This window comes from Aeromonas sp. PS2Canimalfood6 (assembly GCF_048276795.1).
Taxonomy (GTDB): domain Bacteria; phylum Pseudomonadota; class Gammaproteobacteria; order Enterobacterales; family Aeromonadaceae; genus Aeromonas; species Aeromonas caviae.
In genome coordinates this window covers 37,088-59,468 of record NZ_JBLUXC010000020.1, presented here as the reverse complement: position 1 = coordinate 59,468, position 22,381 = coordinate 37,088, and the positions used below count along the sequence as shown (strand labels likewise).

36 protein-coding genes are annotated in these 22,381 nt (G+C 60.6%); 15 read left to right on the top strand and 21 right to left on the bottom strand.

Annotated features, from left to right (window positions below):
- Positions 1–95 precede the first annotated feature (95 nt).
- The 21 genes from ACNPAA_RS10685 to ACNPAA_RS10585 all read right to left on the bottom strand — a co-directional run bounded on the left by ACNPAA_RS10685 (position 96) and on the right by ACNPAA_RS10585 (position 15,424).
- The gene (locus tag ACNPAA_RS10685) at positions 96–986 is read right to left on the bottom strand and encodes a phage integrase central domain-containing protein (protein ID WP_417891755.1); all 891 of its coding nucleotides are present in this window, start codon (positions 984–986) and stop codon (positions 96–98) included.
- A gap of 230 nt (positions 987–1,216) precedes the next feature.
- Entirely contained in the window at positions 1,217–2,392 is a 1,176-nt protein-coding gene (locus ACNPAA_RS10680; protein ID WP_143237260.1) for a site-specific integrase, read from the bottom strand.
- Positions 2,359–2,556 (bottom strand): hypothetical protein, encoded by a 198-nt coding sequence (locus ACNPAA_RS10675; protein WP_042642185.1) that lies wholly within the window; start codon positions 2,554–2,556, stop codon positions 2,359–2,361. The genes ACNPAA_RS10680 and ACNPAA_RS10675 overlap by 34 nt, the downstream gene beginning before the upstream one ends.
- A complete protein-coding gene (locus ACNPAA_RS10670) occupies positions 2,549–2,986 on the bottom strand; it encodes a hypothetical protein (protein WP_043163220.1) in 438 nt (145 codons plus the stop codon). Before ACNPAA_RS10670 ends, ACNPAA_RS10675 begins: the two co-directional genes overlap by 8 nt.
- A gap of 136 nt (positions 2,987–3,122) precedes the next feature.
- Positions 3,123–3,434 (bottom strand): DUF4406 domain-containing protein, encoded by a 312-nt coding sequence (locus ACNPAA_RS10665; RefSeq protein WP_045789785.1) that lies wholly within the window; start codon positions 3,432–3,434, stop codon positions 3,123–3,125.
- A gap of 44 nt (positions 3,435–3,478) precedes the next feature.
- Positions 3,479–3,697, bottom strand: coding sequence for a hypothetical protein (locus ACNPAA_RS10660; protein WP_017411486.1), 219 nt, complete (start codon positions 3,695–3,697; stop codon positions 3,479–3,481).
- Positions 3,661–5,025 (bottom strand): hypothetical protein, encoded by a 1,365-nt coding sequence (locus tag ACNPAA_RS10655; protein ID WP_417891754.1) that lies wholly within the window; start codon positions 5,023–5,025, stop codon positions 3,661–3,663. The genes ACNPAA_RS10660 and ACNPAA_RS10655 overlap by 37 nt, the downstream gene beginning before the upstream one ends.
- Positions 5,022–5,366 carry a hypothetical protein gene (locus tag ACNPAA_RS10650; protein ID WP_219143824.1) on the bottom strand — a complete coding sequence of 115 codons (345 nt, stop codon included), beginning with the start codon at positions 5,364–5,366 and terminating at the stop codon, positions 5,022–5,024. The genes ACNPAA_RS10655 and ACNPAA_RS10650 overlap by 4 nt, the downstream gene beginning before the upstream one ends.
- On the bottom strand, positions 5,363–6,301 hold the full coding sequence (gene rdgC / locus ACNPAA_RS10645) for a recombination-associated protein RdgC (RefSeq protein WP_201955713.1): 939 nt from the start codon (positions 6,299–6,301) through the stop codon (positions 5,363–5,365). Before rdgC ends, ACNPAA_RS10650 begins: the two co-directional genes overlap by 4 nt.
- Positions 6,302–6,321: 20 nt before the next feature.
- The gene (locus ACNPAA_RS10640; protein ID WP_417891753.1) at positions 6,322–6,516 is read right to left on the bottom strand and encodes a hypothetical protein; all 195 of its coding nucleotides are present in this window, start codon (positions 6,514–6,516) and stop codon (positions 6,322–6,324) included.
- Between the two features lie 43 nt (positions 6,517–6,559).
- On the bottom strand, positions 6,560–7,138 hold the full coding sequence (locus tag ACNPAA_RS10635) for a phage N-6-adenine-methyltransferase (RefSeq protein ID WP_322130523.1): 579 nt from the start codon (positions 7,136–7,138) through the stop codon (positions 6,560–6,562).
- A complete protein-coding gene (locus tag ACNPAA_RS10630; RefSeq protein WP_128296010.1) occupies positions 7,135–7,539 on the bottom strand; it encodes a hypothetical protein in 405 nt (134 codons plus the stop codon). The genes ACNPAA_RS10635 and ACNPAA_RS10630 overlap by 4 nt, the downstream gene beginning before the upstream one ends.
- On the bottom strand, positions 7,536–8,753 hold the full coding sequence (locus tag ACNPAA_RS10625) for a hypothetical protein (RefSeq protein ID WP_417891752.1): 1,218 nt from the start codon (positions 8,751–8,753) through the stop codon (positions 7,536–7,538). The genes ACNPAA_RS10630 and ACNPAA_RS10625 overlap by 4 nt, the downstream gene beginning before the upstream one ends.
- Before the next feature lie 50 nt (positions 8,754–8,803).
- Complete coding sequence (locus ACNPAA_RS10620) at positions 8,804–9,892, bottom strand: hypothetical protein (RefSeq protein ID WP_113736119.1); 1,089 nt, start codon at positions 9,890–9,892, stop codon at positions 8,804–8,806.
- A gap of 48 nt (positions 9,893–9,940) precedes the next feature.
- A complete protein-coding gene (gene bet / locus ACNPAA_RS10615) occupies positions 9,941–10,918 on the bottom strand; it encodes a phage recombination protein Bet (protein ID WP_171269030.1) in 978 nt (325 codons plus the stop codon).
- Positions 10,915–11,760, bottom strand: coding sequence for a PD-(D/E)XK nuclease-like domain-containing protein (locus ACNPAA_RS10610; protein ID WP_417891751.1), 846 nt, complete (start codon positions 11,758–11,760; stop codon positions 10,915–10,917). Before ACNPAA_RS10610 ends, bet begins: the two co-directional genes overlap by 4 nt.
- Before the next feature lie 388 nt (positions 11,761–12,148).
- Positions 12,149–12,514: a hypothetical protein gene (locus tag ACNPAA_RS10605; protein ID WP_223954923.1), complete on the bottom strand. Its 366-nt coding sequence runs from the start codon at positions 12,512–12,514 to the stop codon at positions 12,149–12,151.
- A 2-nt stretch (positions 12,515–12,516) separates the two neighbouring features.
- Positions 12,517–12,708 carry a PA3496 family putative envelope integrity protein gene (locus ACNPAA_RS10600; protein ID WP_210556666.1) on the bottom strand — a complete coding sequence of 64 codons (192 nt, stop codon included), beginning with the start codon at positions 12,706–12,708 and terminating at the stop codon, positions 12,517–12,519.
- A 574-nt stretch (positions 12,709–13,282) separates the two neighbouring features.
- Complete coding sequence (locus ACNPAA_RS10595) at positions 13,283–13,585, bottom strand: hypothetical protein (RefSeq protein ID WP_417891750.1); 303 nt, start codon at positions 13,583–13,585, stop codon at positions 13,283–13,285.
- Positions 13,586–13,930: 345 nt separating this feature from the next.
- Positions 13,931–14,635 (bottom strand): hypothetical protein, encoded by a 705-nt coding sequence (locus ACNPAA_RS10590; RefSeq protein ID WP_104452577.1) that lies wholly within the window; start codon positions 14,633–14,635, stop codon positions 13,931–13,933.
- Between the two features lie 18 nt (positions 14,636–14,653).
- Positions 14,654–15,424: a LexA family protein gene (locus tag ACNPAA_RS10585; protein WP_264818116.1), complete on the bottom strand. Its 771-nt coding sequence runs from the start codon at positions 15,422–15,424 to the stop codon at positions 14,654–14,656.
- Here ACNPAA_RS10585 and ACNPAA_RS10580 point away from each other — a divergent pair.
- The 15 genes from ACNPAA_RS10580 (at position 15,411) to ACNPAA_RS10510 (ending at position 22,226) form a co-directional block, all read left to right on the top strand.
- Positions 15,411–15,641, top strand: coding sequence for a hypothetical protein (locus ACNPAA_RS10580; protein ID WP_104452578.1), 231 nt, complete (start codon positions 15,411–15,413; stop codon positions 15,639–15,641). The two genes, ACNPAA_RS10585 and ACNPAA_RS10580, sit on opposite strands and share 14 nt — an antisense overlap.
- A gap of 33 nt (positions 15,642–15,674) precedes the next feature.
- On the top strand, positions 15,675–16,376 hold the full coding sequence (locus ACNPAA_RS10575) for a phage antirepressor KilAC domain-containing protein (protein WP_264818117.1): 702 nt from the start codon (positions 15,675–15,677) through the stop codon (positions 16,374–16,376).
- A 41-nt stretch (positions 16,377–16,417) separates the two neighbouring features.
- Complete coding sequence (locus ACNPAA_RS10570; protein ID WP_417891749.1) at positions 16,418–16,807, top strand: hypothetical protein; 390 nt, start codon at positions 16,418–16,420, stop codon at positions 16,805–16,807.
- A 3-nt stretch (positions 16,808–16,810) separates the two neighbouring features.
- Complete coding sequence (locus ACNPAA_RS10565; protein WP_417891748.1) at positions 16,811–17,029, top strand: hypothetical protein; 219 nt, start codon at positions 16,811–16,813, stop codon at positions 17,027–17,029.
- Between the two features lie 53 nt (positions 17,030–17,082).
- The gene (locus ACNPAA_RS10560; RefSeq protein ID WP_202040915.1) at positions 17,083–17,238 is read left to right on the top strand and encodes a hypothetical protein; all 156 of its coding nucleotides are present in this window, start codon (positions 17,083–17,085) and stop codon (positions 17,236–17,238) included.
- Positions 17,231–17,362, top strand: coding sequence for an adenylate cyclase (locus ACNPAA_RS10555; protein ID WP_109421920.1), 132 nt, complete (start codon positions 17,231–17,233; stop codon positions 17,360–17,362). Before ACNPAA_RS10560 ends, ACNPAA_RS10555 begins: the two co-directional genes overlap by 8 nt.
- Before the next feature lie 61 nt (positions 17,363–17,423).
- Positions 17,424–18,200, top strand: a complete 777-nt coding sequence (locus tag ACNPAA_RS10550; RefSeq protein ID WP_417891747.1) for a replication protein — start codon at positions 17,424–17,426, stop codon at positions 18,198–18,200.
- Positions 18,190–19,602 (top strand): replicative DNA helicase, encoded by a 1,413-nt coding sequence (locus tag ACNPAA_RS10545; protein WP_045789802.1) that lies wholly within the window; start codon positions 18,190–18,192, stop codon positions 19,600–19,602. Before ACNPAA_RS10550 ends, ACNPAA_RS10545 begins: the two co-directional genes overlap by 11 nt.
- The gene (locus tag ACNPAA_RS10540; RefSeq protein ID WP_417891746.1) at positions 19,595–19,807 is read left to right on the top strand and encodes a hypothetical protein; all 213 of its coding nucleotides are present in this window, start codon (positions 19,595–19,597) and stop codon (positions 19,805–19,807) included. The genes ACNPAA_RS10545 and ACNPAA_RS10540 overlap by 8 nt, the downstream gene beginning before the upstream one ends.
- Positions 19,808–19,882: 75 nt before the next feature.
- A complete protein-coding gene (locus tag ACNPAA_RS10535) occupies positions 19,883–20,176 on the top strand; it encodes a hypothetical protein (RefSeq protein ID WP_111896631.1) in 294 nt (97 codons plus the stop codon).
- On the top strand, positions 20,173–20,352 hold the full coding sequence (locus ACNPAA_RS10530; RefSeq protein ID WP_143237284.1) for a hypothetical protein: 180 nt from the start codon (positions 20,173–20,175) through the stop codon (positions 20,350–20,352). The genes ACNPAA_RS10535 and ACNPAA_RS10530 overlap by 4 nt, the downstream gene beginning before the upstream one ends.
- Positions 20,353–20,354: 2 nt before the next feature.
- On the top strand, positions 20,355–20,798 hold the full coding sequence (locus ACNPAA_RS10525; protein WP_264098072.1) for a recombination protein NinB: 444 nt from the start codon (positions 20,355–20,357) through the stop codon (positions 20,796–20,798).
- A complete protein-coding gene (locus tag ACNPAA_RS10520) occupies positions 20,795–21,112 on the top strand; it encodes a Ref family recombination enhancement nuclease (RefSeq protein ID WP_417891745.1) in 318 nt (105 codons plus the stop codon). Before ACNPAA_RS10525 ends, ACNPAA_RS10520 begins: the two co-directional genes overlap by 4 nt.
- On the top strand, positions 21,109–21,531 hold the full coding sequence (locus ACNPAA_RS10515; protein WP_417891744.1) for a hypothetical protein: 423 nt from the start codon (positions 21,109–21,111) through the stop codon (positions 21,529–21,531). Before ACNPAA_RS10520 ends, ACNPAA_RS10515 begins: the two co-directional genes overlap by 4 nt.
- Positions 21,528–22,226, top strand: a complete 699-nt coding sequence (locus tag ACNPAA_RS10510; RefSeq protein ID WP_182954114.1) for a TIGR02642 family protein — start codon at positions 21,528–21,530, stop codon at positions 22,224–22,226. The genes ACNPAA_RS10515 and ACNPAA_RS10510 overlap by 4 nt, the downstream gene beginning before the upstream one ends.
- Positions 22,227–22,381 lie beyond the last annotated feature (155 nt).

Below are 22,381 nucleotides of genomic sequence, written 5' to 3'. Positions count from 1 at the left end.
ATGGTGTTTTTGCTCATGGGGGGAGCGTATCTAAGGAGCAGGATCAAGCAAGCAGGAAAGTGGGATCAAGAGACGATCGTCTCATTTTTCCTGTGTCAATACTGTTCCGGTGAATACTTACGTGTCTGTGGCGTCAAGGGTACGTCATGACCTCTGCGCTTCTTCATCCTCTCTGGTGGAATCCGCCAGAGTTTCTTTTCCATATCGATCTCTGCCCACCGGGCTCCGGCTGCTTCGCTGGGGCGAGCCAAGGTATGCAGGCTCCATTCGATGAGACAGCGGGTCTGCAAATTGATGCTTGCTTTGGAAAGCCGGTTCATCAGTTCTGGTAGCTGGTTGGGGTTAATGCTGGGCATGTGTTGCTTGGCTGGCCGCTGAAACACCTTGCTGATCCCCGAGCAAGGGTTGGCATCGATCAGGCCGGAGTTAACGGCAAAGGTCATGATCTCGTTCACCCGCTGGGTGAGGCGACGCACGGTTTCAAGTTTTCCTGCGGCGGCGATGGGCTCGATGATCTTGATTGTCCGCTGCGCCTTTATCTCCATCACGGGCACAGTACCGATCTCCGGAAACAGATACATTTCGAGCGAACGCCAGAGATCCTCGGCATATGCCGGGGTGACGGAAGGGCGCTTAACATCAAACCAGCGCTTGGCGACGGCTTCAAAGGTGTGCTCGCTCTGTGATAACGCAGCGGATGCCTGCTCATCACGATGGTGTTGGGGATCGATGTTTTGTTGCAGCAACGTTTTGGCTTCGGAGCGTTTCTCTCTCGCTTCAGCCAACGACATCTCCGGCCAGGAGCCAAAGCTGATCATGTTTCTCTGTTTAGTTAGGGGGCGGTAGTAACGCAGGCGCCACAACTTGGAGCCATTGGGCTTGATGACGAGCTCCAGACCAGCCCCGTCGCAGAGGGTGTATTCCTTCTCTTTGGGCTTGGCTGCTTTGATCTCGGTTGGGGATAAGGGACGGGTGATACGAGGCATAGGCATACGCTCCGGAAGGCATACAAAACGATATGCCTAACGATATGCCTAAAAGGGCTGGATGGCAACGCACCCCATTGGACAGCGTAAGACAACAAAAAACCCGCAAAGCCTTATGCTATGCGGGTTTCTTGGACTTCGTTGGTCACTGTTGGACCGGTATTTGGTGGAGCTGGGGGGATTTGAACCCCCGGACTGTGCAGCTTTACCAATTGAACTATAAGACTTTTTTATTTTCCGGTTGGATTTTGGATCAGGATTGGCGCTTTTGCTGTCTGGCCGTCGTACTCGGCAAGGTAGGATCCGTAGTGCCGAAACAGCATCTCTGGCCCCTTGTGTCCCATCTGGGTGGAGAGCCAAAACAGGTTGCAGCCGCGGCTGATGTTGGCGGTGGCGAAGGTGTGGCGGGTTTGGTAGAGGTGGCGGTAGCGAACGCCTGACCGCTTGAGGGTGTAGAGCCAGGCTTTCTTCCTGATGGCGTCGGCCCCGGCCCAGGGCTGGTTGAGCTTGGGGTCGTCAAAGACATACTCCCCCCGCATGAAGGTGAAGCGCTTCTGGCTGGTCAGCGCCGCCAGCGCCTCGCCGGTCAGTTCGATGGTGCGAGTTCCGGCCCGGGTCTTGGTGGTCTTGATGACTCCGACCACTTTGGCGCGAGATACCTGCACGGTGTTACCGATCCAGTCGATGGCCTCCCAGCGAAGGGCGCACAGCTCGGACGGCCGCATCCCGGTTGCGAACGCGAAGGCGAACAGGTTGGCCCACTGCTCATTGATGCCGTGGGCTGTCGAGAGGATGGCGGACACTTCCTCCGGGGTGAAGGGGTCAACGTCCTTGGCTCCCTGTTCGGGAACTGAACTCCCGTCCAAATACCGGGAAACGGTCACCAGAGAAACAGGGTTTGATGCCAGCAAACCATCCGTGACAGCCTCGTCGATGGCGCTGCGCAGGAACGACAGCCGGTTGCGGGCCGTCTTCGCGGTAGTGCCTCCCCTGATCAGCCAGTTTTTCACCTGGGCGGGGGTCAGCTCCGAGACGGTGATCCCGTGCAGATCGGCCAGCGCCTTGTGGCACTTGCGGTACCCAACCATCGTGGATGGGCTCAGCCCCCGGAGCTCACAACGCTGCAGGTACTCGTCCAGGTAGTCGGCCACCTTGGCGGCGATCGAGGCGCCGCCGAACATCCGCAGCTTCTTGGATTTCGGGAAGTAGTCGGCGTAGGCGAATTGACCCCGCTCTATCTTGCCCTGGATCTCCCCGAGCAGGCGGGAGGCGTAGCGCACGTTGGCGGTGGTGTTCGGCAAGTTGGACAGGGGCTCACGACAGCGAACCCCCTTGAACGTGAAGGTGATGTTGATCGTCTCCCCGCGGACCGTTACGCCGCGTGGGAGCTGTTTTTCATTGCCCACTTGGTTACCTCCGCGATGTTGACCCAACGCTCCTTTACCCCGTCCACGTTGACGATGTGAACCCCCAACTGCCATATCCCGCGCTGGATCCGCTTGTTGATGGTGTCCCGGTCGGTGAGCTCGATAGTGCTCAGGTAGGTGCTGAGCGGGATGGCGTCAGGCATTCTCATTATGATGAGCTGGCCCTGAATGTGGGTTTGCGCCGGGTCTGCTGCTGTTCCCATGGTTGTTGGTCCTCGTCAGTCTGGTGATTTCATCCCGGCCCGCTCGGTTGTAGAGGAAGCATTCCACCTGCTTCCTGCTGCTGACCGCCTGGTCAAGGCGGTACTCCCCGAACGCCGGGCGTTTGAGTTGGTGCTGGTTGGCCAGCCGGCCAATGGCCTGGGCACTGACCCCCAGCTCCTTGCCCAGCTCGGTGGCGCTCCATAGCTGGCCGGCAACCCGGGGCGCTTCGATAGGCAGGTCGAAGTGCGCCAGGATGCGGCCGATCTCGGCGAGCTTGGCCGATCGGGAAAGGGTGGGGGAGCGCACGGCGCTGACCAGCTCGTTGAGAAGCTGGCTGTCCTGGTCGATGGTCAGTTGAAGTTGTTGCATGGCGTGGCCCTCCTGTCCCAGAGGATGGGGCGCCGATTGAGTTGAAGGAAGGGCCGCTATTACAGCAGGGTCAGCACCATCAGTGCGGCCAGGGTGTTGAGCGCCAGGATGGTGAGCCCGGCGGCCCGCTGTCTGGTCATGCCGCCACCTCGTCAGCCAAGTGCGGCACGGGGAGGATGATGGTCTTGCCGATCTTGATGGCCAGGGCGTGCTCTGCTCTGGCGCCGGCGCTGCGCTCCCAGCCAGGCAGCATGACCAGCTGATCTGCCATCTTGACCATCTCGATGCAGATGGCCATGTATTCGTGTTGCTCCAGCCCATCCGGCAGGATCGCCGGGTTTAGGGCCACATGGCCCAGGCCAAGCAGGCGGTGCGCCTCGGCATTGAAGGCGTCGCGGTTGAAGTTCGGCAGGCCTGAGATAGGCCCGGCTATGTAGATTTTCGCCATGGTGAGTCCTTGAATTGGAAGCCCCGGGCAGGCCGGGGATCTGGTTATGCCCGCCAGCCGCGGTACCCGATAAAGCCCGGCGCCAGCACCTGCCGGAGGGGCAGTACGGGGAGGTGGGCTATCAGGGTCTTGAGCTGGGGATTGTCGGGTTGGCTGTCGATGGTGACCCGGGCGCCGGGGTTGATGCGGAGGTATCTGGCGCGGGTCTCTTCGGCTTCGGTGCGGGTCAGGCCGGGCTGGATGATGGGCTCGCGGAATCGCACGGCTCACCTCCTTTGGCTTCTGCTGCCTCCAACATCAGCTGCACCACATCTGCAGCTGAGTTTGCATCGAGCACTGACAATGCGGTGGCTGCACTAAGCCCGGCAAAAACTTGTCCGGCCAGGGAGGGTTGTTGGTTGCAAGGCAGCCCCACTTGTCGTGGCGGAAGCTGGAAGGAGTCACCCGTCCACGGCACCTCCCCGGCGATCCGCTTGAGCAGCGCTGCGGCGTCGTGGGCTGGGTCCTCACTGAACCCGTTGGCGATGGACTGAAGCACCGTGGTGAGCTCGAACTCCTGGCCTTCGGTGATGGTGCGGACTTTCACCGATTCTGGCTTAGGGGCTGCGGAGAGCATCCTTCTCCATGCGTCCTGCGAGTCTTCCGACACGCCTGGCTTATCTATGACCACGACAGGACCAGTGAGCTGGATCTCGCGCAACATATCTGCAGACAGTTCTGGCAACTTGCCGAGAATGGCATGCTGCAGCGCTTGGAATTTGGCCGGGCATTGCTGGTAGTTCTCGGCTGATCGGTAGGCTGCCTCAATGACCGTTGCCACCTTGACCCCTGGCCGGAACACGACCCCTCCAATGCGGGCTGGTTTTGTAATCCAGTGTGCCAAATCAGCGCGCAGATACTCTATTTGGGTACCTCCCACGCTATCGGCGCACCAGGTTACCTCGCGGTTCCCCAACTCATCCCTGGTGGGGAACGGTTCATTGTGATCGCCAAAGTCATCGCTCACTTGCAACCAGATGCGCTTCGGCGCGGTGCGGGTTACCTCGGTGCAATCTGGCAAGCTTGTGAGTTCCGGCACCTGGCCAGCCAGCACAGAGTCGATGCTGGACACTATCGACTGCACGATCTGTATTTCAGACTCAGGGCACGATAGCGGAGAAACGTACCTGCGCGCACGCCGCAACAACTCCGCCAGTGCCTGCTCGTGCTTGTGGTGGTTTGCCAGCAGCTCCAGTCGCGAGCGCAGAGGGTGACGGTCTGGGACGATGCCGGAGAGAATGGCACTACTGATATCAATGCCAACCCGATTCCGTTCGCTAAGCAGCTCGTTGATTCTAGCGAATGCACCCTCAAGGCGAGCGCGCAGGAGGCGAGGCCCGGTGTGAGCTTCTAGTTCTTCGGTGGTGAAACCGTCGCAGGCATTCCAGCAAGCTGCCAGCCGCCGGGCATTGGCGGCGGTGACTGACTCGGCGACCAAGTGGCCGCCGTAGTATTCGACGGCATCGCTGCCGCTCATTTCTGGGACGGGGTGGTCTGCCACAACCGCCCCGGAATGGCCCACCCGCAGCAGGCCCTTGGTGTGTTCGTTCATACATCCCCCAGCATTCTGATTTCGTCGTCCGTCAGGCCAGCGGCCCGTGCCTTGTCCATAACGCGCAGCCGCTCGGCGTTGAGCGCGTCAGCGCGGCGATCTGCGTCGTTGGGCTCGATGATGCTCACCGGCGCCAGCCAACTGCCGCGCACCTTCACGGCGATCTCCTTGCTGACGTTGGCGTCGCTCCCCTGGACGCCCTTGCGTGTCGCCATGCGTGCGGCGGTGGATGCTGATCCGCAGACGTGGATCGGGTACTCATGCCCACGCCCCTCGGTGAGGTCGGTGTTGGTGTAAACCACCCAGACCTCTTTGGTGTCGGTAATGGTGATGTCGGTCATGCCGCCTTCTCCTCTGCCGGGGCTTGGTAGTCCATCATGGTGCAGAGGTCGGTGATGGCCTTCGACAGCAGGATGAGGTTTGCAGCGTTGCACTGGCGCCAGTGGTGGGCGTAGTCATCGGCGTCATCGTCGGAGTCGTAATCCGGCATGGCGATGGCGCGCAGGCTAAAATCACTGTTCAGCTTGAAGCTGATGGGTTCGTGCCAAAGCTCCAGCTCTTCCACCTGGTAGCCAGCTTCCAGCAGAGAAACCACATCGGATGCGCGATCCCCGTTGAGATCCATGCCCTTGAAGGTCACCATCTCTTGCGCGGTGTCGGCAGACTTGAGCTTGACGAACTGGAGCGGGGAGAAGGGGCCGAGCGCTTCCGGGCGCTCTGCACTATCGGTCAGGTAGTCTTTCAGGCGGTTGCTGATCCCCATCTTGATGTCGTCGATGTGGATGGTCTGGGTCTTGAGGGAGCCCATGCACTTCACCAGCAGGTGCATGACCACCTTGAGCGGGCGCTTGGTGGTGGTGTTGAGGTACAGCAACTCGTTGCTCTGGTCGTACAGGGCGTGGATGAGCGTGGTTTCATATTCAGCCGTGGCGGCCATCTCAACAATCAATTGGTCCTTCATGGCCAGTTTCTCTTTGCGAGTAACCTTCTCCCGCAGACCGGAGCTGATCAGCGCATCAACGCGCTCTTTGAGCTTGCGGTTGACGATCTTGGTCGGAATGAGCTTGGTATCTTGGCGCACGACGAATGCGTAGCCGACGCCTGGCAGGTTGGTAACAAGCTCGCCGGTCACCTGGTTGTTCTCGAACCCGGAGCAGCTGAGCTGATTTTCAGTGAGCGGAGTGAAGGAGAGCTCGGCCAGGTGTTCGCGCATTGCTGCGATGGCTGGGAGCTTGGCACTGTAGATGCTGGCGGATTTGATAACGGAATGGTTCATGGTCTGGGTCCTTTGGTCGGTTAGTTGCGGGCTTTCTTGGCCTGCAGGTCGTGGAGCTTCTTGGCTGCGGCCTCGGCGGTTTGCCTGTCGCAGGTGATGCCGCCTGGCAGAACGAACTTGCCGGGCTGCTTGGGATCGGGCATGACGACGCCCAACCCGATGACTACTGCACCGCAGTAGGGGTTTTCCGTGGCTTTCATGGGGGTCCTCGACATACCCACCGTTCCTGTGGGGATAGCGGTGGATGGGTTGGGGGTATCAGGCGGCAACGCTGATGGGCTCTGCTCCGGCCAGCAGCAGTGTCAGCTTGCTGACATCGCGGATCCGGCATTCACCGCGCCAGTTTGGAGCGAAGATGAGGAGCATGGAGCCCTTGGGGTTGCCCTTCATCTCCTCGCCGGTGGCCTTGTTGATGAAGCTCACCCGGCCGTTGCGCCATTTGCCATTGGCATCGTGGTAGCCGGTGATGTGGCGAACTTCGCTGGCGCGCTCACCGGGGTACCATTCCGTGCTGGTGTCCTGGGGTACCAGCATGACGGTACCAATGCCGCGCCCCTGCTGCTCGATGGCCTTCTCAACCCACGGCCCGATATCGGAGTAGGGTGGATTGAGCCAGGCCCATGGGGCCCGCGCCGACGGGCTGATAAAGTCGCCCCAGTCCACGCTCAGGGCGTCGATATCTGGCGTCAGGAACTTCTCGCAGAGCGCCGTTTCCGGCAGGGCGGCGGCATCGAGGGCGAAGTTGAATTCCAGATCCAGCGCCCGGAACAGCCAGAGCGGTGTCTGGGTCATGTCGCGGGTGGCTTCTGGAGTGGTGGAGCCGCGATAGTCGCTCATGCTGTCTCCCCCTCTGCTGCACCTACCTCAAGGAGCTCTCGGCCAAGTTTGGTGATGGTTGCCTTGGCGCGACCGTGCCGGATCCGCGCCTTTTTGCGCTGCTGGATTAGGGTGTGGGCCTTTCGGCAGTGCCCACAAATCCCGCTGCTCGCGATTTCGTCTAGGTATTCGGCGGCCTCCTCGATGGTTAGCCGGCGCTCTGACTGGTGGCCGCCATAGTGATCCTCAGTGGTGGTAGCCGTGTAGGCTTCGATCAGATGCGGGCGCTTCGGGTAGTCGGCCTCCTGCGGGCACTGCTCCAGCTCAAACGCGATCTCGCCGGTGAGCCTTTCGACTTCCTGCCGCGTCTCGCTATACCGGAGGATTGCCTGCATGGCGCGGTTCTCGAGCTTCGGTTTCACGCTGCCTCCTTGTGCTGCTCAGCGTGCTGGCCAGCTGCAAACTGCTCCTCCCACAGCTTCACCTTGAGCTCGCAGGCGTAGACGATCTGGCCTACCAGCTTCGCGCCGATCCCCCTGACCTTATTCAGTGCAGCTCCCTGATTGCTCAACACTTTGTAGAGGGTGTCGAGCCCGGCTTGCTCAAGCGGTCTGATCACGCGCGGCGGAAGGCCGCATTCATGAATGCTTACCGTCTTGGCCCAAGTGGCGCGCGGCAACAGGTGGGGATGGCTCTGCTCCAGGGCCTCCTGCATGAAGGCGAAGATGTCCCGAGTCATGTCGTCCGGGGCCCCGGAACCATAGGGCGCCGGGTAGATGGGGTTCATCCACTGGCTCAGCATGACCGAGCAGCCGGAGCCATCGGATTTCATGGCGTGCAGCTTCCAGCTGAGGTCGTTGATGAGGTAGGGGAGGTTTGATTTCAGGCCATGATCCACCATGTATACGTCCCAGAGCGTGCCATCCTCACCCTTGTAGGTTTTGCCGAGGTGTTTGTGCCAGATCAGCTTAGCGGCTCGGGCGCTCTCCAGCTCCATGATGATGGTGTGACGGCGCTCCAGCTCGCGATCCTGCTCGTTGATGGCGCTCAGCAGCTCACTGATACGGCGCCCCAGCTTTAACACTTCCGCACGGTAGGAGGCTTCGTTGCTCTTGTGCTTGGCGATCGCAGTGCGCTGCTCCTCCAGCAGCTCGTTCTTCTCCTTGATGCGGCGTTTCATGCCTGCCGGATCAATGGCGTTGAGGTCGGCCAGTTGACGCTCGAGCTGGCGGGTGGCGTACTGCAGGGCGCCGTACTTGGTCTGGACATCGTTCAGGATGCGCTGGGCCTTGTAGAGCTCGTCTGCCATGGCCTCCAGCTCGGCGGCGCCTTCTTGCCGTGCTGCTGCAATGCGCTGCTCGGCTTCGGCTACCTGCTGGCGCAGCTGGCTGACCAGGGCAGCCTGGGTGAGCAGCTCGCCATCCCGGCCTTCCAGCTCGCCGATCAGGGTGTTGAACTCGTCGATGTGGGCGTTGGCCGCCTCGCTGATCATGGTCAGGTTGGCAGTGAGCAGGGTTTCAAAGCTGCCAATGGCGGCTTTGGCCGGGCCGTCCGGCATCAGCAGGATGTTGCGGATCTGGCTGGTGAGGGTGTGCAGGGCGAGACTGGTAGCCTCGCTGGGGTTCAGCGTGGTCATGGTTGGTCCTCTGGAAGTGCAAAAGCCACCGTTGGTGGCGGGGCGGGTGATCAGTAGTTGATGGTCAGATGGTCGATCTTGTTGCTGGCGATGTGCTTGATGAGGTTGATGGCTTTCCCCTCATCGATCCCTAGGCCCATCAGGTCCATCAGGATGGCGTTGTTGACGGTGCGGCGGTGCTCCATGTCGGCGGCGCGACGCTCGTCTTCCTGCTGCTTGCGTGCCTGCTCCTGCTCGATGCGCTGACGCTCTTGCTCTGCGGCGCGGGCAGCAGCCTCCTCTGCCATGCGTGCGGCGTTGGCTTCGGCCTGCTGGCGGGCCAGCTCGGCGGCTTCGGCATCGCGCCGGGCTTGTTCTTCACGTTCACGGGCGACCTGGGCTTGGCGTTGGGCCTCCTGCTCGCGGTGCTGGGCGGCTTCACGCTCCAGGCGCTGGCGATTCTCTTCCTGAAGGCGGGCTTGCTCCGCCGCCTGCTCGGCTATCAGGCGCTCGCGGTCGATGCGATCCTGTTCGGCCTGCTTCTGGCGCAGCTGTTCCAGCTCTGCCTGTTCGGCTTCGTACTTCTGGCGGGCTGCCAGGGCCTCGCCGAGGCGCTTGGTTGCGAGCTCCTTGGCGACGGTCGCCTGGGGCAGCAGCTCTTGCCAGGAGTCGTCCAGGGCGTTCTGCTCGACCTCCTGCAGCATGACCTGCAGGTCGGCGGCGGCGATCTCGATACTGGCAGAGGATCCCAGTTCATTGAGGCGGGCCAGTCGGGATTGCAGTGCTGCCACCCGGGCCTCCTCTGCCGCTTCGTACTGGGTGAGCGGGGCGCGCACCTCGTCTTTCAAGGTGTCCAGGGTGTCGCGCAGGGTTTTGCGGTTGGCGTCGATGCGCTTGGGGATCTCCTTGTACTGGTCGGTCAGCTCTTTGCCGAGCCCGTCCAGGTAGGTCTTGGTGCGGGCGACAGCATGGGCGACGCTGGCGATCTCCTTGCGGCCCTTGGCGGTGGTGATGTCGGGTACCAGGCTGGTTGCCTTCTGGCGGATGTCGGCCAGCAGTTCAGCCACGCCCTGGCCCTCGGTGAACAGGGCGACGGCGGTAGTGGGTTCGATGACAACCAGCTGGGCTTGGGTATTGTCGGTCTTGGCTTGTTCGGTCATGACGGGTCCTTAGGATTGAAAAGGCCCGCAGTGAGCGGGCCTGATGAGTTATTGCTGGGCGCCGTTCCCGGCACTGAGTTGCTTCTTGCGCTCGCCGGCGATCTGCTTGATACCTGCGATGATGTTCTGGTCGCCGGTTTCGTTGGCCCAGGTCCAGGCGGTGGTGTAGGCCTGCTGCCATTCGGTGGTATCACATGCCCCCTCGATGGCGGCGCAGTGGTCGGCGTAGGCGTTGGCGTGGTCCGCCTGGGCGGGTTCGGCCATCTGCTCATGCTCCAGGGTGACCGATTCGGTGCTCTGGCCGCGGATGGCATCCAGGGTGCGGCTCTTTGCCGGTGCGCCATGCTGCGGTTGGCTACCTGGGATCTCGTTGATGATGATCTCCTTGCCCTCCATCTCCTCGGCGGTGGGCTCGCTACCGATCTCCGGCCAGGCCTTGCGCAGCGCCTGCGCCTCGGTGCACTTGGCGAGCTGGGCATAGGGCCGCTTGCGCCACATGGCGTTGGGGCACTCGGTCTTGCCGCTCTGGGTGGCGTAGTTCTCCTTCCAGCGCTCCAGGGCGTGGAAGGCAACCCGCTGGCCGTTGACCATCTTATAGACGGTGTACTTGCACCACTGCGGGTAGGTGACCTTGATCTTGGCGCTCTGGTTGTAGGGGTCTTGGAACTCTTCGGTGACATCCGGCCCGAACACGGGTTCATCGGCCCCCGCGTAGTTGCCGGAGCGATCGGCCTGGATCCGGTACATGCCGATCCCGGGCATCGGCACATCCCGCCAGACCTTCTCTTTGCTGCGGGCATCGGTTACCTGCATGGGGACGAGGTGGACCGGCTTGAGCAGAATATCCAGGCCGCGCGCCTTACAGTAGTCGATGGCCATGACCACCGAATCGGGGTTGGCTCCCGGGTAAATGGTGTTGCACAGGGCGTTCCAGGTCGGCTCGTCGATGCCTCGCTGGACAAGAATGGGGAACTGGGCGGCGAAGTTATCGGCCGCCTGCTGTTTGAGGCTGGTGATGTTGCTCATGCTGCTTTCCTTGTCGCCCAGGCTGGGCGCTGGAGGGGTTTGAAGTCGTGCCAGTCGTTGTTGACCCGGCAGTCGTGGAAGCGATGGAGGTCGCGGCGGAACAGGTCCTTGCCCGCATCCTTCCAGTCATCCGTCAGGGGGCGCACCCGCACCGGGTAGCGGCCACAGTTCACGCTGGTGCTGACAGCCAGAAAGACGAATTCCGGCTCCTCGCCCATCACCCGGTGGAAGCCTTCGGAGTACATGGCATCCTGCACGTGGTAGCGGAAGTCCTCGACATGGCGCTCGAAGCGCCCCATATCGTCCACCGACTTCACGTCGATCATGATGGGGTGATTGCTCAGGTGGCGGTCGGGGCGGATCCGGCACAGCTCCTGGGTCTGGGGGTCAATCCAGTAGAAGGAGGCCTCGCTGTGCCCTTCCTGCTCCAGCAGCCAGCGTGCGTCCGGGTGGGCCATCACGCTGTCGCGCATCAGGTAGAGCTTGCGTCCCTCCTCGGCATCCATCACCGTCTTGCCCAGCTCGGCGCAGCTGGCCAGGAACTCTGCCTCTTCTGCTTTGCCGGCGTTGGTGCGGCGGTTGAACGGTGGGGCGATGATGAAGCGGTCTTTGAACTCGTCGGGCTCCAGCAGCAGGCAGTGGATGGCGCTGCCCATGTCGAAGGCCTTGAGCTTCTCTTCATCGAGCGGGGCGTTTTTGGCCCAGATGTAGGTGGCCGGGCTTTCGGCGATCTGGTCGAGCTGGCTTTTGCTGACCCCGGGGCCAGCGTGGTACTCCTCGTTGGAGAGGCCGAACACCCGGCCCAGCGGGTGTGCGGCGGACGTGTCGGCGAAGGCGTTCATAGAGGACCTCCTTCTGCTGTCAGTCTGCGACCTATGCGAGTGATGGCGCTTCTAATTTGGCCAAGCCTCACCCTCGCCCTGACTCGCTTCAATTTGTACTCGCGCACTTTCTGGCACCAGCAACAAACCTCATCCTTATCGACGCACTCCCGATAGAACTCTTCGAACTCAATGCATTCGTAAGGGTCTTGTTTTAGTGACCGGTATTCATTCACAACCGTCTCGAGGCATGGGGTGCCAAAGGAGTGAAAGTTACTTCCCTCTCCAGCTGTATCAACGCTTTTGCACCGAGAATATGCCTCAGAACCCAGCGCCTTTAGCCTGCGAACCTCATCGGCCCAGAAGGCGTGATCTCGCACCAGCGTTAAAATGCCAGTTTCTGTGGTTTTCATGCTGCGCTCCTTTGCTGGTACTGCTCCCATTGCTGGTCGCTCATGGCGTCGTGCAGGGCGGCGAGGTGACTGCGCCAGGCGGCCTGAGCGAGCTCTGCCAGCCCTGCATCGACCACCTGGTCAATGAACTGCGTCAGCGGTGCTTGCCGGCCTTCGTGCATCAGCAGCCAGATAGCCTGGTTGTAGTGGCGGTGCTGGTCGGCATTTACCTCGGCGAGCAGGGTGGCCGGGTCGGTTTCAAGCATCCCGGCCAGTAGCAGAGGGCGGTTTGTCGCGACCCACTCGGCGATCCACTCGGCCTTGGCGTTGGCCTCGGCCTCCTGGCTCTCCAGCAGGGCAAGCAGGGCTGTTTCGTTGGTCATGGCTACATCTCCATTTCCAGTCGCAGGGTGCGCCGTTCGTGATACTCCTCGATGGCGCGGCGGGTGGCGGCTTTGGTCTTGGCCATCCGCTTTTGCTCGGCGGATGGGGCGGCATCTACGTGGTACTTGCGGCGGGTGGGTGGCACCATCGCGCCGCGAAAGCCCATCAGCTGGGCTTCGGTCAGATTTTTCATGGTCTGGGTCCTCTTGGTTATCCGAAGGCGGCCACAGCTTCGACGCTATGGTGTTGCCAGCTCCACCGGAGCCGCCTTGGGATACCCGCTGTTGCCAGCGGGCTTGCCGGTTACGTCATCCGGCGCCGCCTGGTCAGCCGTTCGTACTGTCGCGATATCGCCGCTAATAACAGGTGTCCACCCCAGATTTGTGGACTGCTCTACCCATGCCGCTTGGTTTATTGACCCTGACCAGATGCAAAGCTGGCCTCCCACGAGGGGAGCTCGGGGCGCCATCACTATTGGCGCATGGATTGGCCGCTTCTAACGGCTTTCGGTCACATCGTTCGCACTCCCTGTTGTGTTGATGTCGCAATAATCGAGTGATAAATCGTTCACGTTCACGCACCGCTTTCCGGTTTTAACGGGGTATCGGCGCATCCCTACCGGCATCGGGATTCGTGGTTGTGAGCCGGTTCCAGGTTGTTAAAGAGCAGGCCCAGCCGAATTAGGCGTGAGCGAAGCCAAAGCATCCTTGCGGTGCTTGAGAAAGAGGCTTTGGCTACGGCGCTATGAGGGAAGCGCCAGACCCGGGTCAGATGGCGTTGCGGTGAAACTGTATGCGCCAGTGGAGGAGGGCGCTGTGCCTGGTGAAACCTGTGTTGCGAAGCTGGGCGGCTCGAGCAGCAACAATCTGGTGCCGCTCGGTGGCCATCATGGCAACCGCCAAGCGTTGCTTGATGGCTCGGCGGCGAGCAGCGTTGCCGTTCAGGCGGTCGGCAATGGCGGCTACGATCTGGTCGGCGCGTTTCGCGGCCCTGGAAAAAAGGCGTCTGGTCATGATACAGTCTCCGTTGTTGGCGAGTTGGTCCTCGCTAATTCCCAGTTGATTCGTCATGCTGGGTCCTGATTGCTGGGGTTGGTCCCTCGGCTTTCACTGACCGGGTGGTACCCGGTCCTTCGAAGCCCGCCTTGTGCGGGCTTTGTCGTTCTTACGCGCTGGTCAGGCGCTTCACTGCTGCCCTGGTTGGGGCTGGGTCCTGTTGCCGGGTGGTACTGAATTTGTTACGTCTGGCTACCGGTCGATGCTGTCGCCCTGGCGGTGCTCAGTACAACGTGTACCTGATGCGGTTTATAGTGTACTCGCGGTTCATTTAATGCAAGTTTTTTTTCGCTCTTTCTGTGGGCGCTTTTCTGCGGGCATAAAAAAAGCCGCATTGCGCGGCTTTTGGTGGGGTCGTGGCTACTTGCGATTCAGGCAGTAACGGCACCATTTGGTTAGCTTATCAGGCCTGTTCTTATTTTCTTCAAAGTTTGTTTTCAGGCGGCGCATACCGCACTTAGGGCAAATCTTATAATGGCGCTCTTCGCCTGGCGAGGTCATGCAGTCGATACACCATTTTGTCAGGCCGTCCGGGGTGTTTGAGTTGGAGCGGAACGAAGGGGTGGGCTTGGTTTTCCGGCACTTAGGGCAGCGTTTGACTGATTGTGGGGTAGTTTTTATCGCCTCGATCACAACACCCTTGGCTGGGGGTTCATCAATCACGCTGTAGGTTGTGCGGGTTACTGTCGTTGGTGGTTGAGGGGCAGGCCGCTCAATGGGTTGTTGCTGGATAGGTTTGTGGGTTGTCACCGGGCTATTGGCCTTTGTGCTGGCGATAGCGGTGAGATGGGTGGCCGTGTCGCGGTTGATTATCGCTTGCTGGGGCTCGGTATTGACGGGGGGGACGTTTTTGCTTTTTTCAAACTGACGTACCCCCTCTCGCATGATCGCCATCTGCTTGGAGTCTATTTCCCGCTGGCGTTCATAGGTGATTGAGCCCGAGTCAGTGAGTATTGTTTTCCGCTCGGTGATTGTTTCGCGTGTGCTGGTTTTTGTTCGGTTGTTGACCAGCCAGTAAACGCCCCCTGCCAAACCCAATAGCGTGAGCACGTCTTCCATCTGCATGGGGTTCCTCCCTATTGCTTATAACGCCTTTCTGGTGCTGCGCCGATGCTCCACCACGACGCCAATCAACTGGATCGTTTGCAGGTCTGATCTCATGGTTGGGAATACATCATTGAGCGGTGCCAGCTCGAACCACTCCTGACCCTTATCATTCACTCCGCGCGGGCGGTATTGTTTGATCGTGGCCTCGCCGTTGCCGTTCTTGGCAACCACAAACTCCCCGGGGCGGGGGCTTGCGTCTGGGTCAATGAGCACAACATCGCCGGGGCGGATCTCTGGCAACATGCTGTCGCCTTTGACGCGCAGGGCAAACGCATTTTTCCCCATTCGTGGATCCGCATAGATGTATTCGGTGCTGCCATCAATATCAGTGGCCCCGCAAGCCTCCGTCCAGGCGCCCGCCTGAACGTAATCGAGCACTGGGATCAGCCGCTGCGGTGTGCGGGTCATTAACTCCAACTCCGATTCACCGTATTGAAGCCAGGAAACCGACACCCCGAGCATGTTGGCCAGGGCGATCATGGTGTCACGCGCAGGGATGGCCTCAGCATTAAAATATTTGCTGACGGCCTTTGGGGTGACCCCGAGGTGTTGGGCTATTTTTGCGCCTCGGCCACGACTTGGCAGGCCAGCAGCGTTAGCTGCTTTTTGGAGTCGCTGGGCGAAGGCTGCCCTTTCATCGTTAGTTTGTACCATGGGTTCAATCGTAACGATATCTTGAGTCTCAATCAGTTCACGTTTATTATGAACTGTGAGTACATCAAGGAGGCATATCATGTCATCGTTCAAGACCATTATCTCCCATTGCGGAGTCATCCATATCGCCAAGGCGGCGAAGATTAGCCCGCGCGCGGTATACAAGTGGCTGGCTCGCGACTGTCTTCCCCGCACTGAATTTACCGGGGAGACGAATTACTCCGAGATCATCAGCGACCTGTCTGGCGGGACTTATTCGCCTGATGAGGTGAGGGCTGCCGGTCGTTATCAACCCAACCAAGCGGCCTAACCAGTCGCCCAACCATCCACAGGACCCAAGACCATGACCAATCTGAGCCTTATCGCAAACACCGAAATGACCATGGGCACCCGCGAGATTGCGGAGCTGCTTGGTAAGCAACATAGCAACATCAAAATTTCCGCCCAACGCCTTGCTGCCTCTGGTGTTATCGGAACCCTTGCAACGCAAGAGTTCCCCCACAACGGCAACATCTATGAGGAATACCGACTCAATAAGCGCGACTCGCTGATCCTGGTGGCCCAGAACTGCCCCGAGTTTACCGCCCAGATTGTGGACCGTTGGCAGGAGCTGGAATCCCAACAGGGGCCGCAGATCCCGCAGACCTATGCCGCCGCGCTGCTTGAAGCGGGTCGCCTCGCGCTGGAGGTGGAACAGAAAAACCACCTGCTGGCAGTGCAGGCGCCCAAGGTGGCATTTGCCGATCGCGTTGCCGGTGACGACAAGGGCGTCAATATCGGCAACTACGCCCGCGCCGTTGGGCTCGGCCAGAACGTGCTGTTCCGGGCGTTGCGCGAACACCGCATCCTGATGAGCGGCGGGAATCGGCACAACCTGCCATTCCAGGACTACATCGAGCGTGGGTACTTCACCGTCAAGGAGGGCACCCGCACCCATAACGATGAGACCGTCCCCACCTTCACGCCCATGGTGACCGGCAAAGGTCAGCAGTGGCTGACCAGACGCCTGATCGACCTTGGCTATTTGAAGCCCATCGCCGCCTGACCACCGGCCAGCTTTCTCACCCAACACAGAGGACCAACCCCATGGGAAGAGTATCGCTCCCCGATCATGAAAATATGAGCACCCGCTCCCCGCTGCGGGTGCGCGGCACCCCAGCTCAGCGCCAGGTATGGCAGGAAGTCGGCGCCGAGTGTGGCATGACTGAAACCGCATTTGCCCGCACCTCGCTGCTGATCCTGCTCAAGGCCATATCTCAGCACGAACCCCAGATCCTGGCGAGGGCCGTCAAACGGGCCAATCGAAGCCTGCTTGACCAGGGATTTCCGCCCGTCACCGTCGAGGAGATCCTGGATGGCTCCGGTCTGCCCGAGCGCGGCCTGCTCCAGTTCAGCCAAGCAGACGAGGCCGCCTACAACGAGGAGCGCCCGCTGCGCCCCCTGCAAAAACTCATCAACTTTGTCCTCGGGAGGTAACCCATGACCATGCAATTACGTCCGCCGCGCCCGGCATCCCAGCACGTCAGCGATCGCGACAACATCATCCTGAAGTCGGTCATGCACGAGCTGGCCCTAGCCCTCGACGAGCCGCTGATTTCGACTGCGCATGCCGCCGGTACCGACCGGCAGGCCATGCGCCTGGCCCGCGAGCTGGAAGCCCGCACCCTGGAGCGTGCCGAAGCACAACCCAGCGCATAAGCAGCACCTGCCCGCCTCACCAGCTGGCAGCTTAAACACCACAGGACCCAACAATGACCAATTCAACCATGGCCCATGGGGGCCACCCCTTGCTGAACGACCTCAACCACTGCCCACTGTGCGGCAGTGATCTGCAGTCCGGCACCAATGACCGCGCCTACGAGTGCCCCACCTGTGAGTACACCGAGCAGGAGGTGGCTTATGGTTAACACCTCATCCGTTGCCACCTGGGAGCTCTATGAGCTCAAGAAGCGGGAATTGCAAGCAATGGGGTTATCCCAGCGTGAGTACGAGCTGGCCGTGCGCCAGCTTGCTGATGAGCTGGGGGTGTGAGATGGCGGCGCTTTTGAAGTTTCCAGATAGACGCCCACAGAGTACCCCACAGGAGGTTCGTGTGGCAGACCTTGACGATGGCTATACCCGCTTAGCCAACGAACTGTATGACGCACTCATTGAGTCTGATTTAAGCAAGAACGAGCAAAAGATTGCGCATGCTATCTGCCGTTGCACTTATGGGTTCAACAAAAAGGTAGATCGCATTGCTGATAGCCAGATAGCAAAGCGCACAAAGCTGTCTCGGCAGGCAGTTAGCCTGGCTAAGAACACGCTGATTCGCATGAAGGTTCTAGTGTGGGAAGGTAGCAAGATTGGACCCAACAAGAACCTGAGCGAATGGGACATTTCAGAGTGTCATAGGAAGTCTGACATTGTCAGAGAAACCATGACAGAAAGTGTCAGAGAAACCATGACACATGTGTCAGAGGTAATCGGACACACAAAAGACAATATACCAAAGACAGTAAAGACAACCACTGATGGGGCATCAGCTTGCGCTGAACCCCCAGCAGTAATCCCCGAAAAGCGACCAGGGAAAAACACGCCCTACCAAGCCATCCTGGACGCTTATCACGAAGTCCTCCCAGAGATGCCAGCCATCCGTGAGCTGACCGATTCTCGCAAAACCAAAATCAGGAACTTCTGGACCAAGTTCAAGTTCGACGAGACCCGCTGGCGCGCCTACTTGGATTTCATCGCCAAGAACTGCCGCTGGATGTGCGAGAGCCGCCCGCGCCGCGATGGCGAGTCGGCCTGGAAGCCGAAGAACTTGGATTTTTTGGTGACCGAGCGGTGTTATCTGGGCGTGCGGGAGGGGCGGTTCAATGACGAGTGATGCAATGGGGTTTGTGCCCCCTCACAACTTCGAGGCGGAGCAGTCTGTGCTGGGCGGGCTGATGCTGCGGGCTGACTCGTTCCACGACTTGGGCCTGTCTGAGCGCGATTTTTACAGTCGCCCGCACCAGATCATTTTCGGGGCGATCTCCCAACTGATCGCCGCCAAGCAGCCGGTTGACATCATGACAGTGCAGCACCGTATCGAGCAGGACGGCGAGCTCGATGTTGCCGGCGGGTTTGCCTACCTAGTCGAGATCGCCAAGAACACCCCAAGCGCGGCGAACATCGTGACCTATGGGGGGATGGTGCGTAGCGCTGCAGAGCGGCGCTTCGCTGTTGCCAAGCTGCATGACTGTATCGCGGCGATGATGGAGCCTGGATTCAGCAACACCGATGAGCGGTTCGCTGCGATGGGGTCGCTGTTGTCTGAGGTCGATGCCAAGCGCTCTGGGGGTGTGACCGGGATTGCGGTACACGCCAGCGAAATCGTGCGGGACTGGTGTGATGAGCTGGATCGCCGGGCAAGCCGCCGCCCAGGGGAGATGACCGGTTATGCCACGGGGATCGCGTCCTTGGATGAGTTGCTCTACCCAGGTGGGATCAGCCCTACGGCGCTGGTGTGTATCGGCGCTCGACCGAAGATGGGCAAGACCACGCTGATGGCGAGTCTGTGTAACCACACGTCGCTGGTCAAGAAGCTCCCTGTGGTTGGTTTTTCGCTGGAGATGACACGGGGTGAGCTGTTCGAGGTCATGGTATCGCAAGCGTCCGGTGTCTCCGGCAAGCATCTGAAATCAATGTCTGACCAGTGCAAGATGGACAAGGCCTACGCTGTTGCCGCAGAGCTTGGTAACTCCAAACTCCATATCGCAGATCTGCCTGGGCTGACTGTGCACCAGGTGGTGCGTGAGAGTCGCCGGCTGAAGCGACAGTTCGGTCAGCTCGGGCTGATCGCTGTTGACTACCTGACGCTGATGACTGCCGACAAGGCTGAGCGTAACGATCTGGCTTACGGCGCGATAACCAAGGCGCTCAAGATGCTAGCCAAGGAGATGGGTTGCCCGGTGATACTGCTGACTCAGCTCAATCGAGGGCTGGAGCAGCGTGCAGACAAACGCCCGGTTCCCAGCGACAGCCGTGACACCGGCCAGATCGAGCAGGATTGCGATGTGTGGATCGGCTGTTATCGCGATGAGGTCTATAACGAGGCTTCCCCGATGGCAGGAGTCATGGAGTTGCTGGTCAGGCTCAACCGAGGCGGTAAGACGGGAACCGCTTACTGCCAGTTCCATGATGGGGTGATCTCAAATATCGACCAGCAAGAGGTTGCGCGCATGGCACATGCTGCAGAAGTGGAACGCAGCAAATCCAAGCCAGCGAAAGGGGGGTGGGATGGCTGATTTTTTCAATCCTGACGTGATCGCCGCGCTGGGATACACCGACCAGCGGCGTGGCGCAGGGCATTGGCTGGTGCAGAGCACGACGCCGGAGCGAGTGGCGGAGGAAGCCGCACGGCTGAGAGCCGCGCCAGTGCTGGTGTTGCGGTGTGATGCTTCGTTTGGAGCTGTGGATAACTTCGAAGGGGAGGGCCTTGCCAACCAGTGACACAAGGGGTACCGCGCCGTACCATTGCCAGTGCCGGACCTAGACCACCCGGCCGTTGACCAAAAGGACCCGACCATGACCAAACCGCATACCCGAGATCTATCCATCGCGACCCAGTTGGGGCGCGTGATATCCATCATGAGCGACGGCAAGGCCCGCACCCTGCGCGACATCGAGCGCGAGTGCTGGAGCCGCTACGGCCACGCCGACACCCAGGCCGCCATCAGCGCCCGCCTGCGCGAAGTCTGCTGCCACGGCTGGGAGAAGCACTCCAGCAACCAGAATATCGACGGTAAGCAGGTGTGGCATTACCACCTGACCCCGTTCCCCACCACCGAGGCCGTTGCGGCTAAGGCGGTGGCAGCATGAGATTCACCCACGCTATCGCAGCCGTTCTGGCCGCCACTGCTGCCCAATCGCCCTGGTTCAACCCGCTTGATTTCAAGCCTGGCCATGGCTTCTGCATCCCCAACCCGCGCAATGACCGGGCCGCACAGCGTCAGCGTGCCGCCTCCAAGCGCCGCAACAAAGCCAAGCGGGGGTGAGGATGAGCCAATATCCAAAGCACTTCCTGCGCAGCCCTGAAATCCGCGCACGCGCCTGCCAGCTGGTAGCAAGTCTGCCGGTTGACCAGAACAAGCCGCTGGTCCTCGAAATCAAGGAGATGACCCGCAGCCTGGCCCAGAACGCTCTGTTTTGGGCGGTAATGACCGACATCGCCGAGCAGGTCAACTGGCACGGCCGCAAGCTCTCCAAGGAGGACTGGAAGCACGTTCTCTCCGCCGCCCTGTACCAGCAGGACGTGGTGCCGAACATTGACGGTAACGGCTTCGTGGTGCTGGGCAAGTCCACCTCCAAAATGACCGTGCGCGAGATGCGCGATCTCATTGAGCTGGCCCAATCCTTCGGCGCCCAGCAGGGCGTGAAGTTCGGGGATGAATCCCGTCGAGGTTTCGACTGGGTGGCGGCCTACGGGAGGGCTGCAGCATGAGCAAGACCAAGGCTGATAAGCAGTGGTTGGACGATGTGAGCTCTCTGTGCTGCATTGCTTGCCGAAATGCTGGCCTGGGGGCGAGCCTCGCCGAAATTCACCATGTGCGCTCTGGGTCTGGCATGGCCCAGCGCTCTGCTCACACCCAGGTGCTGCCTCTTTGCCCTCGCCATCATCGCGCCTGCTACCCCACCGGCTTCCACGCCGCACCGCGTTCCTGGCAGCAAGAGCACGGCAGCGAGGAGACCCTGCTGGAGCAGGTGGCCCAGGAAGTCGCTGAACTGCGCAAGAACACCATCGGGAGGGCGGCGTGATCCATCTATCCGCCCTCGATGCGACCCGGTTGCTGGGTAGCAGCCCGAAGGTCAGGAGCGCAGCCAACCAGGTGCGCAAGGCGCAGCAGGTCACCTCCCTGCACGACAAGGTGCTGACCCAGCTGGTCGGCCTTCCTGACCCCGCCACCGAGCTGTTGTTTCACCCCAAGCGCCGCTGGCGCCTCGACTTCGCCTGGCCCACCCGCATGATCGCCCTTGAGGTCCACGGCGGGATCCACTCCGGTGGCCGGCACACCCGGGGGAGGGGGTTCGTAGAGGACCGTGCCAAGATGAACGAGGCCACCTTGCTCGGGTGGACCGTGCTGGAAGTTACCCCGGAACACATCAAATCCGGCCAGTTGCGCGCCTGGCTGCTCGCCGCCTTCAATCAGGACCCAGACCAGAGGACCAAACCATGACCAACTCTATCGAAATGGCTCTGCGCCTTTTCTCACCGAAAGGCGCACTACATGAACCCTCGTCTGGTCGCTCCAGTACGCTGGGGAGGGAGGAGTTTCTGGGAGCCCTGCAGGTGGCCGCAAAGAGCAACCCGCAAGGACTTCAGTTCCTTATGGCTGACCACCTGGGGGATGAACAAGCCCTTGCGTCGCTGCTGGCCCACTTCTGCACCACTCTTGGCAGCAGCGATGCCGGTGGCATGGCCATGGCTATCCTGCTGCGCCGCCCGCTGCCTGAGCAGCTGGATCACCTGGTACTTTGCCACCCTCACTATGACAAGGAGCGCCGCCGGGCCGCCGTGGTGATGGAGAAGGCCAAGCGCGCCCACCGGTCCGGCAATGATCACGAGTACCAGCGCCTTCTGGCTGAGCGGAACGAGATCCTGTCCCTGGCCAATGACCACTGTGTCGCCGAGATGATGCAGTCAGGGCGCTGCCCGCACTGCAATGGCACCGGGATCCGCCCGCGCAAGGGTGACGGCTGCCCGAAGTGCCACGGCACCGGCCGGGTCGTGCCACACGTAGAGTTGGTGTCGCGCCGGTTCGGGCAGGAGATGAGGCAGGCCGTAGAGCGCGCTGTTGATGAGGTGATCCACCAGGCGTCAGACCTGTCAAAGATCATGGACCGACAGGTGAGGGAGATGCGGGCGGCTTAGGTGCGGAGAGTTCGCCGCCGAGCAGGCGCAACCCCATGAATAGACGCAGTGATTGAATCCACCCCTCCCCGGCGTTAGTATTGCTCAAAGATGGCCAGAGTCCCCGTGACCCTGGCCTTTTTCATTTCTGGCCCGCCTCGTGCGGGCTTTGTCGT

Excerpts from the sequence above, each read along its gene's own strand:
- bet (WP_171269030.1), bottom strand. The coding sequence starts at position 10,918 with ATGAGCAACATCACCAGCCTCAAACAGCAGGCGGCCGATAACTTCGCC.
- ACNPAA_RS10510 (WP_182954114.1), top strand. The coding sequence starts at position 21,528 with ATGACCAACTCTATCGAAATGGCTCTGCGCCTTTTCTCACCGAAAGGC.
- ACNPAA_RS10535 (WP_111896631.1), top strand. The coding sequence starts at position 19,883 with ATGACCAAACCGCATACCCGAGATCTATCCATCGCGACCCAGTTGGGG.
- ACNPAA_RS10670 (WP_043163220.1), bottom strand. The coding sequence starts at position 2,986 with ATGCAACAACTTCAACTGACCATCGACCAGGACAGCCAGCTTCTCAAC.
- ACNPAA_RS10685 (WP_417891755.1), bottom strand. The coding sequence starts at position 986 with ATGCCTCGTATCACCCGTCCCTTATCCCCAACCGAGATCAAAGCAGCC.
- ACNPAA_RS10595 (WP_417891750.1), bottom strand. The coding sequence starts at position 13,585 with ATGACGAATCAACTGGGAATTAGCGAGGACCAACTCGCCAACAACGGA.
- ACNPAA_RS10650 (WP_219143824.1), bottom strand. The coding sequence starts at position 5,366 with ATGACCGACATCACCATTACCGACACCAAAGAGGTCTGGGTGGTTTAC.
- ACNPAA_RS10555 (WP_109421920.1), top strand. The coding sequence starts at position 17,231 with ATGGTTAACACCTCATCCGTTGCCACCTGGGAGCTCTATGAGCTCAAG.
- ACNPAA_RS10665 (WP_045789785.1), bottom strand. The coding sequence starts at position 3,434 with ATGGCGAAAATCTACATAGCCGGGCCTATCTCAGGCCTGCCGAACTTC.
- ACNPAA_RS10540 (WP_417891746.1), top strand. The coding sequence starts at position 19,595 with ATGGCTGATTTTTTCAATCCTGACGTGATCGCCGCGCTGGGATACACC.
- ACNPAA_RS10600 (WP_210556666.1), bottom strand. The coding sequence starts at position 12,708 with ATGAAAAATCTGACCGAAGCCCAGCTGATGGGCTTTCGCGGCGCGATG.
- ACNPAA_RS10525 (WP_264098072.1), top strand. The coding sequence starts at position 20,355 with ATGAGCCAATATCCAAAGCACTTCCTGCGCAGCCCTGAAATCCGCGCA.
- ACNPAA_RS10590 (WP_104452577.1), bottom strand. The coding sequence starts at position 14,635 with ATGCAGATGGAAGACGTGCTCACGCTATTGGGTTTGGCAGGGGGCGTT.
- rdgC (WP_201955713.1), bottom strand. The coding sequence starts at position 6,301 with ATGAACCATTCCGTTATCAAATCCGCCAGCATCTACAGTGCCAAGCTC.
- ACNPAA_RS10575 (WP_264818117.1), top strand. The coding sequence starts at position 15,675 with ATGACCAATCTGAGCCTTATCGCAAACACCGAAATGACCATGGGCACC.
- ACNPAA_RS10605 (WP_223954923.1), bottom strand. The coding sequence starts at position 12,514 with ATGACCAACGAAACAGCCCTGCTTGCCCTGCTGGAGAGCCAGGAGGCC.
- ACNPAA_RS10565 (WP_417891748.1), top strand. The coding sequence starts at position 16,811 with ATGACCATGCAATTACGTCCGCCGCGCCCGGCATCCCAGCACGTCAGC.
- ACNPAA_RS10570 (WP_417891749.1), top strand. The coding sequence starts at position 16,418 with ATGGGAAGAGTATCGCTCCCCGATCATGAAAATATGAGCACCCGCTCC.
- ACNPAA_RS10530 (WP_143237284.1), top strand. The coding sequence starts at position 20,173 with ATGAGATTCACCCACGCTATCGCAGCCGTTCTGGCCGCCACTGCTGCC.
- ACNPAA_RS10625 (WP_417891752.1), bottom strand. The coding sequence starts at position 8,753 with ATGACCACGCTGAACCCCAGCGAGGCTACCAGTCTCGCCCTGCACACC.
- ACNPAA_RS10545 (WP_045789802.1), top strand. The coding sequence starts at position 18,190 with ATGACGAGTGATGCAATGGGGTTTGTGCCCCCTCACAACTTCGAGGCG.
- ACNPAA_RS10640 (WP_417891753.1), bottom strand. The coding sequence starts at position 6,516 with ATGTCGAGGACCCCCATGAAAGCCACGGAAAACCCCTACTGCGGTGCA.
- ACNPAA_RS10635 (WP_322130523.1), bottom strand. The coding sequence starts at position 7,138 with ATGAGCGACTATCGCGGCTCCACCACTCCAGAAGCCACCCGCGACATG.
- ACNPAA_RS10675 (WP_042642185.1), bottom strand. The coding sequence starts at position 2,556 with ATGCCTGACGCCATCCCGCTCAGCACCTACCTGAGCACTATCGAGCTC.
- ACNPAA_RS10560 (WP_202040915.1), top strand. The coding sequence starts at position 17,083 with ATGACCAATTCAACCATGGCCCATGGGGGCCACCCCTTGCTGAACGAC.
- ACNPAA_RS10620 (WP_113736119.1), bottom strand. The coding sequence starts at position 9,892 with ATGACCGAACAAGCCAAGACCGACAATACCCAAGCCCAGCTGGTTGTC.
- ACNPAA_RS10520 (WP_417891745.1), top strand. The coding sequence starts at position 20,795 with ATGAGCAAGACCAAGGCTGATAAGCAGTGGTTGGACGATGTGAGCTCT.
- ACNPAA_RS10655 (WP_417891754.1), bottom strand. The coding sequence starts at position 5,025 with ATGAACGAACACACCAAGGGCCTGCTGCGGGTGGGCCATTCCGGGGCG.
- ACNPAA_RS10580 (WP_104452578.1), top strand. The coding sequence starts at position 15,411 with ATGTCATCGTTCAAGACCATTATCTCCCATTGCGGAGTCATCCATATC.
- ACNPAA_RS10610 (WP_417891751.1), bottom strand. The coding sequence starts at position 11,760 with ATGAACGCCTTCGCCGACACGTCCGCCGCACACCCGCTGGGCCGGGTG.